This window comes from Mycobacterium sp. 852002-40037_SCH5390672, assembly GCF_001665875.1.
Classification (GTDB): domain Bacteria; phylum Actinomycetota; class Actinomycetes; order Mycobacteriales; family Mycobacteriaceae; genus Mycobacterium.
Genome location: NZ_LZTA01000025.1, coordinates 22,202 through 33,749, shown reverse-complemented (window position 1 = coordinate 33,749; position 11,548 = coordinate 22,202). Strand labels below are relative to the sequence as shown.

The window sequence follows — 11,548 nt, the reverse complement described above, 5'->3', positions numbered from 1 at the left end:
CATGCCTGATCCCCAACACGCCGGCGACGCCGACGACCCCCGCCTGAACGCCCTGATCGCATGGCGCCAGCGCCTGATCGACTCCGGGGCGGTGTCCAAGGCGGGCTTCAAAGAAACCCACCTGCGACTGATCCTGCGATCCGGGCGCACTGACGTGGCACAGATTCGGGCGATGCTGCCCGGTTCGGTCGCCGAGTACGCCGAAGAGTTGGCGGCCGTTCTCGCCGAGGTGGAATCGGAATCGCCGGGCCGGCATCACCGCGCGGCGGGCTTGTCGGCGGTGGACCCCGACGGTGAGCCGACCGGTGCCGCGCCGTTGGCGGATGGCACGGGCAGCGACCAACCACCCCTGAGCGCAAGTGATTTCGCGGCATACACTTTCGGCGAACAGACCGGCCCCCTGGCCGCCGTCACCGTCAGAGGGTCGCGCGACGACGACGGCGACTCCGGTGGCTGCGAGCTGGCCTGGACCCCGTACCTGCCGGGCGGCGACGCTGTGGTGATTTACCGGCTGGTCGCTCAAGAGGACAACGCACCGTACTCCCCGGATCGGGCCCGATTGGTGGCGGCCACCACCGCAACCACCGCGGCCGACGAGGTGCCCTCGACCGCCGCGGTGCGCTACTACCAGGTATGGGCAAACGTCGGTCCAACTCGCGCGGAAGCTCTTGCGGCGCAACCCGTCAAGCATGCCGAAGGCGTGGCAATCAGCCCGGTGCGCGATTGCGTTATTCGGCAAGACAACGGCAAGGTCATCGGCAGCTGGACCGTGCCCCCGGCGGTCAGCACCGTGTTCGTGTCCCGCATGCCGGCCGAGGAGGCCGGCCGTGAGGGGCCCCAGCACCGGATCTTGCTGGACCGCGACAACCGCGCCGGATTCGTCGACTCCGACCCGGCGCCGGGGCGGCACTACGTGTATCGGATTCGGGCCGCGGTCCCGGTCAACGGTGTGCTGCGCCTGGCGGCACCAGTCGACGCCGAAGTCGAAATCGCCGCCGTCCTAACGCCGGTCACCGACCTGATGGTGACGTCGGCACCCGGCTCCGTGCAGGGCTTCGAGCTCACCTGGAAGGCTCCACCCGCGGGTAACGTCGTCATCTATCGAAGCCAGACCGGCCCGGCCGCCGGAGCCGAGGCCAACGACTTGCCCGAGGCGGCGCTCGAGCAGGTCGGGCTGACCCCGGATTTGCGCTTGACGCAACCGATTACCGAGCAGCCGGGCCCCGACGGACGGCCGCGGTCGGCGATGTCGGGGGTGTCCTGGCCGACGGACTGGAGCCGCGCCTACTTCACCCCGGTCACGGTGCTGGCCGGTCGTGCGTTGCTGGGCAAGACCTTCTGCTCGGTGCGCACCGGCGTCATCCGGGATGTCGAACTGGCCGAATACTGCAACAAGCAAGTCCTGACGTTCGACTGGCCGCAAGGCGCCGCCGTCGTCGTCGTGTATCTGGCGCCCAAGGGCTACGACCCGCGCAATGGGTTGACCGGCACGTCCTACGAAATCACCGTCGAGCAGTACGAGAAATACGGCGGTCTGCAACTGCCCAACGGCAAACTGCCGGTAAGTGGGTGTTCCCTGCATCTGGCGCCGGTGGCCTTCTCCGCCGGCCGACGGGCCATCGGGGCGGTGCGCAGCATCGAGTACGCGGGCCTGTTGCGGCTGCAGTACGCGGTGCAGTTGAGCCGCGACCCGCAGGGCCAGCCGTCGCACGCCACCATCTACATGCGCTCCGAATACGAGGTGCCGGGATCGCCGGCGTTCGTGTTGGTCAACCATCCGGACCGAATTCCGTTGTCGCCCACCGATGGTGAAGCGCTCGACGCCGCACCGCTGGACGCCCAAGGCGTGTTGGCGGCCACACCGTCCAAGGAACTGCGGTGGTCGGCCTTGACAACGGCCGGTACCGCCGAGCCCTGGGCCGTCGACCTGCGGGGCAGGCGCGGATGGATCAGGTTGTTCGTCAACACACCGTCGGCGGCGCGGCTGCGCACCATCGCGCTTCTGGACCCACCGGTGCACAGCCTCCGTCTGAGCGTGGGCGCGCCATGACCCCGCGCTACGGTCAACTCACGTACACCAGTTTCGACCAGCCCGGAGGCGCGGGGGGCTGGCAGGTCAAGCAGACCAGCGGGGAGCTGTCGCCCGAGGAAACGCAACGGCTGGCGTCGGGCGTGCGCACCGGGTTTCGGCCGGTTGCACCGCTGCCCGATTACCCGACCCCGGAACAGTTGGACGCCGCGCCACGGCGCCTCGAGTACCGCCGGTGGGCCAGTGACGCGGCGGGTTACTGGCACACCGTCGCCGCCGGCGCCGACAGCACCGGGCGTCCGGGCAACGTGTTCGCCCACGTGATGCTGGACCGGGCACCGGATTCCGCGCCGCGGCTGCGCCCCATCCAGCGGTGGGGTTCGCCGGCGTGGTTGCGTCCGTTCGGCGCCGCGGCGGTCGCGCGCGCCGCCCTGCCCGCCGATCCGCCGGGCGTAGCGCAGGTCGTCACCCGAGAAAGCGTGATCGCGTTCGCGCTGGACACCAGCACCTGGCGGGTGGGCACCTTGCTCGGATTGCTGGACGCGGTGGCGGCTGCGCTCGATGGCGGCGCACCCGTCGTCCTGGGTGCCGTCTCCGTCGACTCGGCCGCGCAGTGGATCGGCCTGGTGAGTTTCCTCATGTCACCAGGAACCGCGGCCACCCTGAACTTCAGCACCTTCGACCGCGCCGACCAGCTCGGCCCGGCGCAGCACGCCATCCAACACCTGGCCGCGGTGCCCGTCGGTGACTTGGACACGCTCCCAGCCGGTTTCGTCGTCATCGACGAGACCGCCACGCTGTCGCTGGGAGAGTTGGGTGGCGAACCGCATCGGACCGCGGCCGGCCAGGCGATCGAGGTCACCGCCTGGTCGGTGATGGCACAAGAAGTGCTGCTCGATGCGCAGTCGGCCGTCGCGGTGCTCGACGAACTCGATCACCGCGCCGCGCAAACCCCCGACCGCGACCTGCACCCGGCCTGGCCGCTGGCGGTCGCCATCGCGGCCGGCGAGGACTTCGCCGCCGCCCATCCCGAAGCGAACGCGATCATCGCCGCGCACTCGCCGGCCGGCATCGCCGCGGGATCACCCACCGAACGCCTTGTCGACGAGGCGCTTTCGACTCTCGTCGGCCATACCACGTCCGACGCCTGGCAGGCGGCCGAACAGAACCTGCCGGGCTTCGCCGGCGAACACGCCGCGCTGACCTACCTGTGCCGGGCAATCGGTGACGACACCTGGCTGGACCAACTTGGCCCGATTCCCTTGGGCCGCAACACGTATCATGGCCGACCGGTTCCCGAACCACTGGCGGTCGCGCTCGATCCGGCGCTGCAGCGGGCCAGCGCCACCGGCGACCCGCAACGGCTGCTCAAGCTCGTTGATCTGCTACTGCGCGCGGGCATCGACGACGACCGCCTGACTCAGGTCCTCACCGAGCGGGTCGCGGCCCAGCTGGCCGATCCGCACACCGGGCCCACGCTGGCGCGACGGTTGACGCACCGCCTTGGCCCCGAAACCCGGATCGCCGCGGCCGCGGCCACCCTGCGTCTGAGTTGCGAAGGCACCACGGCGATTAGCGATGCCGTGCTGGACTGGTTCGCCGACGGATCCACCATGCCCCCGCCGGACGACTTGCTGAACGCGCAACCGTGGGATGCGACGTGGACCCGCGCGGCGGTGTGTGGCATGCACGCCGAACGCAACCCGAGGGAAGCGGATAGCTTCGCCGAGCTGTGGTGGCTCGCGGTCAACGGATCGCCGCGCCGCGACGAGTTGGCGGCACGCCGCGTCTGGGATCCCGCGCAGCTCGCGGCGGCCGGCGGCGCCGTCTTAAGCACCGCGGCGCTGTTGCCGACCCTGCTGGGTGCACCCGATAGTGAATCGTTGGCTCGACTTGCCGACGAGATCACCGCCGCCAACAATGATGACCTCGCGGTGGCATGCGCGGCCCTGCGGCTGGTCAGCCCGGCGTCATGGTTGCAGCGCGGCTACATCAACACCCATCAGAAGGGCTACGCCCGGCTATGGGACGCGGCATTGGGCGAAACCGGTCCTGGGCAAGTGCACCTCGACTGCGCGGTGCGCGTGACGGTGCTCGCGGCCCTGGGCGTGATCGCCGGACAGCCGCGGCCCGTGCTTGCGGGACGACTGGCCGCCGACCCGGCGGTGGCCGGCGCCGCCGCCGAGCAGCTGGCAGCCCTGGTCGACGCCGATATCATCACGGCCGCAGAGGTTTTGGCGGCCAGCCTGTTACGCACCGACGCCGGCGAGCCGGGCGATGCCGTCGACGGTGTGCTGGCCGCGGCCGCCACCGCGCTCACCGCGAGCCGGCAGTTCAGTGACGATGACCAGGAGGGGGTGCTCGCGACGATGATGCGGATGTCCGGCAGCAACGAGGGAGCGCCGCCACGGCGATACCGGAAGCTGGTGAACGCCATGCTGGCTCGCCGCGCCGACGGGCGCGCGCCGCTGACGGCCCCGCCGCCTCAGATGTGGAGGAACCCCTGATGCCGATCTATGCCCTGACCGCCCGCAATCAGCGCGCCCACATACCCGTTGGACCGCTGTCGATTTCCATCGCCGGTTCGGTACACGACGCCGCGCTCGACATACAGGGCGCACCGGGCCAGCCGGTGGTGCGCTCCACCCCTCAGCACGTCGTGTTGCCCTCGCTGACCGGTCCCGTCACCATCGCCGTCCGGCCCGCATTCACAACACAATTCGGCGCCGGCACCGTCGTGCATCTGGCGATCGCGCACGATGTGCCCGACGAGGCCGACCCCGTCCAGGTGCTGTTCGATCCGGTGGACGTCAGCGGCGACGCCGCGGTGGTGTTCGCCGAGCTGCGGCCGGCCGGCCACCACATCGAAGTTTCCGTGACCGCCGCCGCCGACACGGCGCTGAGCCCGCTGGCGGCCGCGGCCCGCACCTCGGCCCGACGCCTCATCGGCCGGGACCGCAAGCAGGCGCACGCCGAACTTGTTGTGGCGCTGAACAGTTCGGCGTCGATGCGGCCCTGGTTCGCCGATGGCAGCGCGGCGGCCGCCACCGACGTCGCTGTCGGGGTAGCCGACGCCCTCGGCATTCGTGAGGTGGCCGCGGTTCTCGTCGGCGCCGACGTCACCAAGGTCTCGCCGGAAAGCCATGCCTCCGGGCCGGGGGTGGGGCTTGCCGATGCGGTACGCAAGGTGCAGCCGCGATGGTCGGCGGGCGCGCGCTGGTCGCGGCTGCGGACCGACATCGCGACCGTGGCCTGTTCGGACTTCCCGGCCAGCGGCGTGCATCGCGGATTCGCGTTGATCACCCTGTCCGATGATCGCCGCATTGCCGGGCCACGGCTGCCGGCACCGCGGTCGGGGCAAGATGCCGCCGCGGAACTGCTGGCGCATCCGCAGGTGCTCGACGAGATCACCGCCGGGCTTGTTCGGGCCCTGACATGAGCGCTCCGACTGCCCAGGCGATATTGACCAAATGCCCTCGCTGCTTTGCGCTTTTGGATCCCGACCATCACTTGTGGACGCTGGCGCCCACCAGCGGTGCGCCCCGCTATCACGACGAGGTTGGCTCGGCGTTCCTGGGTGCCAAAGCGGATATCGGGCCGATGTTCCGGTGGGACCGTCCGCCCGGGTACAACGGTCCACCGCCGCCGAACATCGCCGCTCAGGCATTGCGCGGTCCCGTCCTCGAGATCTGCCCCGTCTGCCACTTCACGCTGCCCGACCGGTGGCGCGAAGGTCAGGCATATTGCATCGCGATGGCGGGTGCCCGCGCCACCGGCAAAAGCCTCTACATCGGCGTGCTGGTTCGCCAACTGCAGCTGTTGTGTGAACATCTCGGGTTCGCGATGGCTCCCGCGACGCGCTCGACGGCCGTGGCGTACACCACCCATTACGAGACACCGCTGTTCGTGCAGCGGGGCCTGATCCCGCCGACGCCCACGATGATGACCCAGACGTCCACCCAGCGTGAGCCATTGATCTTCAGCCTGGGCACCTGGCATGGGGTGCAGCGTTACCTGGTGCTGCGTGACGTCGCCGGTGAAGACATGGAGTCCGGAAACCTTCATTCCCCGCCGTTTCGGTTCTTCAGCAATGCCGAGGCTGTGTTCTTCATGTTCGATCCGCTTCGGGTGCAATCCATCCGGGATCAGCTGCAGGACCTGCTGCCCCCGCAGATGGTCAGCGGGGGAGACCCGCGCGGCGTGCTCAACAACGTGATGATGGCCATCGGTTCCGGCGAACCACGCCTGGCGGTCATCCTGTCGAAGTTCGACGCCCTGCGGGCACTGCGAGACGTCGACGGCTCCGAGTGGAGCATGGTCATGTCCAACGCCGGCGCGGCGTATCTGCGTGATCCCTCGGATTCCGTGCTCTACGACGACAACGACGGACAACTGCTGCACGAAGAAGTGCGCAGCCTGCTCACCCGGCTCAACGCCGGCTCAATCATCGCTGGTGTCGAAAACCCGTCCACGCCAAGACGGTTGAGGCACCGGTTCTTCGTCGTCTCCGCCTTGGGCCAGCCGCCCAGCGGACAGCGGCTCCATGCCCGGGGCATCGCCCCGTTCCGCTGCGTCGACCCGGTTCGCTGGGTCACCTCGAGTTTCGGCGTCCTCTAGGCATCCGTGCGGCGAACATGACCAATCCACCTCAGAACCCGTTCGGGCACAATCCCTTTGGCCATGCGCCGTTCGGAAGTAGTCCGACCGGACCTCCGGTGTATTCGGCGCCGCCCGCGCCACCGCCGGATCGCCAGCCGGTCAACGCCTTGGCGACGTTGTCGGTGGTGTTTGCGTTCGTGTTCGCTCCCGTCGGGGCGGTTCTGGGGCACCTGGGGCTTCGGCAGATCCGGCGCACCGGCCAGCGCGGCCGCGACCGTGCTCTGGTCGGGACCGTGCTGTCGTATGCGGTGATCATTGTCCTGGTGGGCGTTTTGGTGGTGTGGGTCGCCCGGCCCGACAGCACGCCCGTCCACAATGCCGCGCCGAGCGCGCCACCGCCGCCGGCCACGGTGGCACCGTCCGACGTGCCTGGGCTGATGCCCAGTCTTAATGACGTCAAATCTATTACCGGTGATCAAACCCTGGTGCTAGGGGGCGTACTGCATAAGCCGCAGCTTGGCGATGAGACCCTTGACCGGGCTGAGTGCCGCGGAGCCCTCGATGTCGGTGTGCCGGATCTCTACCCAAGTACAGCGCTCCTGGGTTTCTACATGCCGACGTATGTCAGCATGGGCGATGCATTTAATGCGATCTCGGTCGCCCCTGGCGTAGGAGCATTCCAGGACGAGGCCGCAGCGCAAAAGCAACTGACAAAGTTTCTGTCAGTTTGGCGTCAATGTAACGGAGCTTCGGTGAAAGACACTCAGCCGAACAAAGAGCCTTTCACCCTTTTGGTGAGCGGGCCAATCGATGTCGGGACCGGGATCAGCACCGTGGAAATGGCAACCGAAAACGAGCTGAACGTGCACGCGATCGCCGCCAAAGCCAACGTCGTCATCGACTTGTTGGTGTCTTACACCGGCAACGGCGTGGACCGCGCGCGGCGGACCGCGGTGGACGTCGCCAACCAGATTCTCAACAAGATTCCGGGCTGAGTCATGACCAATCCGCAGGAGCCGTTCGGGCCCAATCCATTCGGTGGTAATCCGTATGGCGGTGCTCCGTTCGGCGGAATGCCGCCGGGGCCGCCGGTTTACACCGCGCCGCCACCACAGCAACCGCGCACGAATGTTTTCGCGACGCTTTCGGTGGTGTTCGCATTCGTCTTCGCGCCCGCGGGGGCGGTGCTGGGACATCTGGGCCTGGCGCAGATACGCCGCTCCGGCGAACGGGGCCGCGACCGCGCGATCGTGGGTTTGATGCTCTCGTATGCGGTTATCACGGTGGCCGTGGTGGCCGTGGTGGCGTGGGCGACGCAGCCGGACGGCAGCTCATCTCGGACAGCGTCACGAACCAGTGCGCCACTCTCGACCGGCGCCACCTCAGCGCCGACCGCGCCCATGGTCACGCCGACGGGCCTACCCGGGTTGTTGCCAACTATCGATGACGTCAAAAGGTTCATGGCGGACCCCAATCTGGTTGCCCTGCCGCCGACTTTCAAGCCCGGCCCGGATTCCGACAGCGCCTCGGTGGACCGCCCCGAATGCTGGCCGGTCATGGGCGGCGGCGCTCCCAATACCGATACGCAGGCCCTCGTCGGTTACTACGGGTTGGTCCTGATCGACGACCACGACATACCCGCCCTCAAGGAAGCCGGGCAGGTGCTCATGGCCTTCCGTGACCCGCCCGCCGCGCAACGGCAGTTGGCGAATCTGTTGTCGATATGGCGCAAATGTGGCGGGTCGACGATGAACATCCTTGCGCCCCCGGGTAAGCAGTCGCCACCGGTCGCGGTGTCGATGGGTGTTCCCTCCGATGCCGGCAACGGCATCACCGCCATGGTGTTGACCGCGCAGGGCCCGGTGCTGCGGTCGCGCAACGATCGTGCGATCGTCGCGAAAAACAATGTGCTCGTTGACATCAACGTGGTGCTGGTGGACACCGACCGTGGCCAACAGGCCGCCCTGGACATCGCCAACTATATTCTGGGAAAGATCCCGAGTTGAGCCGATGACTAACCCTTTTGGCGGCCCCAGCCCGTTTCAGCCGAATCCTTTCGGTGGTGGTCCGTCCGGACCGCATCCAATACCGCAACCACCAGCTGCCGCGCCGCGTGACGAGGCCAATGTGTTGGCGACGTTGTCGGTGGTGTTCGCGTTCGTCTTCGCCCCGGCCGGATTGATCCTGGGGCACTTGGGATTAGCGCAAATTCGTCACACCGGTGAGCGCGGTCGCGATCGGGCTTTGGTCGGGGTGACGCTTTCGTATGTGTTCATCACCGCATTGGTCGTCGCGCTGATCGTGGCGGCGGTCATGCCTGATACGACTTCAATTCAGACCGCCGCACCTGCAACATCGACCACGCGCACTACCGCAAAACCGCCGCCCCCGCCGCCCTCCGTGGCTCCCAGCGCTATGGATGGCCTGCTGGCTACGCTCGACGACGTCAAAAACTTCACTGCCGATGACGGATTGACCGTTCATGCGACCTACCACCGGCCCACGGCGGATCCCGCCAGGCCCATCTTGGACCGCAGCGAATGTCTAGCCGTCATGGAAGAATCCGCCCCTGAGGCGTATGACGTCGCGGCCGTCGTTGGCTACTCGGAGTCGGCATTCTTTGACACTAGGGATCCTCACAACGTCTGGGACGTCGGTGAAGGTGTGTCAAGCTTTCGCGATACGCCGGCGGCCCATGGGCAGCTTGGGAAGTTGCAGGCAAGCTGGCGTCAATGCGCGGATTCAACCCTCAACGAGACCTGGCCTGACGGGCGAACTTACCCGGTCACCATAAAGGCGCCTTCTGATGCGGGCATCGGCATCACGACCATAGAAACCGTGACCAACTTTCCAACACCCGACTTCGGCGTTCGGGCGATCGCCACCAAAGCCAACGTGGTCATCGACGTTGGCGCGTGGTCAACGTCCGGCGCCGACAGGCCTAGACAAACCGCCCTGGCGATCGTCAACTTCGTTCTCAACAGGATCCCAGGCTAGGCAGATGGTAAATCCGTTTGGCCCCAGCTCGTTTCAGCCGAACCCGTTCGGTGGGGGCCCTCCAGGCTCCCAACCACAACACCAGCCGCCACCCACACGCCCGCGGCGTGATGAGGCCAATGTATTGGCGACGTTGTCGGTGGTGTTCGCGTTCGTCTTCGCCCCGGCGGGATTGATCCTGGGGCACTTGGGATTAGCGCAGATTCGCCGTACCGGGCAGCGTGGTCGCGACCGCGCTTTGGTCGGGGTGACGCTGTCGTATGTGTTCATCACCGCGGCGGTGGTCGCGCTGATCGTCCGGGCAACGCTTCCCGAGACGGCCCAGGTCGCAGCACCCGCGACTAACACGACCACAACCCGCACCACCATCACGACGACGCTCACCACAACGCCGCCTCCACCACCCACCGTCGCGCCGGCCGATCTCGACGGGCTGTTAGCCAACCTCGAGGATGTCAAAAACATCACCGGTGATCCGGCCCTGAAGGCGGGTCCGGTAGCCCACCAGCCGGAGCCCGACCCGCATCGTGGCCGCATCGACCGTCCCGATTGCTGGGCCATCATGGAGCCAGGCGCCCCGGAGGCCTACGACGTTCCGGCCGTCGTGGGCTTCGCCGGATCCGACTTTTCCGACAACCACGACGTCTACCACCAGTGGGTTCTTGGCCAAACGGTGGCGACATTTCGCGACGCACCGGCAGCCCAGTCGCAGCTGACCAAGCTCTTGTCCATTTTCCGTCAATGCGGTGGCTCAACCATGAACGCGACCTGGCCAAATGGAGCGACGTACCCAGTGCCCATGGAGCCGCCCGTCGACGCGGGTGATGGCATCACGACCATGGAGCACACGCCGCAAACGCCGATACGCATGTTCTGTAACCAGGGCGTCGCTGCCAAAGCCAATGTGGTTGTCCAGGTGGGCACCTGCTCCAATGACAGCGCCGACCGCAGTCAGCAAGCCGCCCTTACCACCACAAAGCTGATTCTGGGCAGGATCCCCGGCTAGCCGAGCGGTTGCTCAGCTGCCGAATCCCCCGCCCACAGGCGCCGCGACCGGAGCCGCCCCACCAAGACCGAGATGGCTGGATGCGAAGGCGACTCCCTTGTCGATCATCGCGCCGTCGTCGGCGTAGGTGTTGTGTGCCGCGAAGTTGAGACCGTCAGAGCAGACCGGGTCCTCGGTGGCGCAGACCTTGACGGTTTTGTCCTGGTACTGCGGGCCGATGACCACCGGCGGTTCGCCGAGGAAGTTCATGGCCCGCACGTTGGGCATGCCGAAGAGCACCACCGACGAGACATGGTTGGCAACCTCGGGGGCCAACGGTTTGGGGACGGTGTTGGGGTCGACGCCGTCAGGAACCGAGGCGGAGGTGACAAAGCCCATCACGGCCGCGCCTTGGGAGTACCCCCCGAGCACCATCTTGGTGTTGGGGCAGTCCTGGGCCATTGAATTGATGTGTGCGCCCGCATCTCTGATGCCCTCGATGCCGGTGTCCCATTGGTCGCTGGCGGGGTAGTTGACCGGGTAGACGTCGAACGAGCGTCCGCCGACGCGTTGGTGCAGCGCGTCGACGAAGGCCTGACCGGTGGGGCCCACGCCCGGGGCTTCACCGGTGCCGCGGGCGAAGACCACCTGCACGTCCGGACACTGGGCCGAGGCCGAGGGAATGACTGATGTAGTCAGGGCCGAAGCGGCCACGCCCGACGCTGCGATGACTACTGCTGGACCAAGGGAACGAACAATGTGACGTGCGATCATGGCGTCCAAAGTGCCCATGCAAGCCCCTCCCAAACTGTCAAGTTGCCAACCATTTCGTGATGTTTTCCTGTATACCGGGGCGCAGCGACAGGCGGTGGACAGCGGCAGCGTCGCCACCATCGGACCGAGGCCGCCATTGCGCAGTCGGGTTGCCTACAAAAACA

Annotated in this window: 9 protein-coding genes; 8 read left to right on the top strand and 1 reads right to left on the bottom strand. The window is 67.2% G+C overall.

The annotated features are described in order from the left end of the window. Window position 1 precedes the first annotated feature (1 nt). The 8 genes from A5782_RS04665 to A5782_RS04630 all read left to right on the top strand — a co-directional run bounded on the left by A5782_RS04665 (window position 2) and on the right by A5782_RS04630 (window position 10,631). Window positions 2-2,050 carry a hypothetical protein gene (locus A5782_RS04665; protein WP_067095814.1) on the top strand — a complete coding sequence of 683 codons (2,049 nt, stop codon included), beginning with the start codon at window positions 2-4 and terminating at the stop codon, window positions 2,048-2,050. Further along, window positions 2,047-4,536 (top strand): hypothetical protein, encoded by a 2,490-nt coding sequence (locus A5782_RS04660; RefSeq protein ID WP_067095811.1) that lies wholly within the window; start codon window positions 2,047-2,049, stop codon window positions 4,534-4,536. The genes A5782_RS04665 and A5782_RS04660 overlap by 4 nt, the downstream gene beginning before the upstream one ends. Then, the gene (locus A5782_RS04655; RefSeq protein ID WP_067095896.1) at window positions 4,536-5,468 is read left to right on the top strand and encodes a hypothetical protein; all 933 of its coding nucleotides are present in this window, start codon (window positions 4,536-4,538) and stop codon (window positions 5,466-5,468) included. Before A5782_RS04660 ends, A5782_RS04655 begins: the two co-directional genes overlap by 1 nt. Window positions 5,469-5,491: 23 nt before the next feature. Next, window positions 5,492-6,646, top strand: coding sequence for a hypothetical protein (locus A5782_RS04650; protein ID WP_067095895.1), 1,155 nt, complete (start codon window positions 5,492-5,494; stop codon window positions 6,644-6,646). Between the two features lie 149 nt (window positions 6,647-6,795). Beyond that, window positions 6,796-7,623 (top strand): sensor domain-containing protein, encoded by an 828-nt coding sequence (locus A5782_RS04645; protein WP_197694105.1) that lies wholly within the window; start codon window positions 6,796-6,798, stop codon window positions 7,621-7,623. Between the two features lie 3 nt (window positions 7,624-7,626). After that, window positions 7,627-8,634 (top strand): sensor domain-containing protein, encoded by a 1,008-nt coding sequence (locus tag A5782_RS04640; protein ID WP_067095806.1) that lies wholly within the window; start codon window positions 7,627-7,629, stop codon window positions 8,632-8,634. 4 nt (window positions 8,635-8,638) lie between these two features. Continuing rightward, on the top strand, window positions 8,639-9,625 hold the full coding sequence (locus A5782_RS04635; protein WP_067095803.1) for a sensor domain-containing protein: 987 nt from the start codon (window positions 8,639-8,641) through the stop codon (window positions 9,623-9,625). 124 nt (window positions 9,626-9,749) lie between these two features. Beyond that, the gene (locus tag A5782_RS04630) at window positions 9,750-10,631 is read left to right on the top strand and encodes a sensor domain-containing protein (RefSeq protein ID WP_197694104.1); all 882 of its coding nucleotides are present in this window, start codon (window positions 9,750-9,752) and stop codon (window positions 10,629-10,631) included. Window positions 10,632-10,643: 12 nt separating this feature from the next. Here the strand turns inward: A5782_RS04630 and A5782_RS04625 are convergent, their stop codons facing one another. After that, entirely contained in the window at window positions 10,644-11,402 is a 759-nt protein-coding gene (locus A5782_RS04625; protein ID WP_067095797.1) for a cutinase family protein, read from the bottom strand. Between the last annotated feature and the right edge of the window lie 146 nt (window positions 11,403-11,548).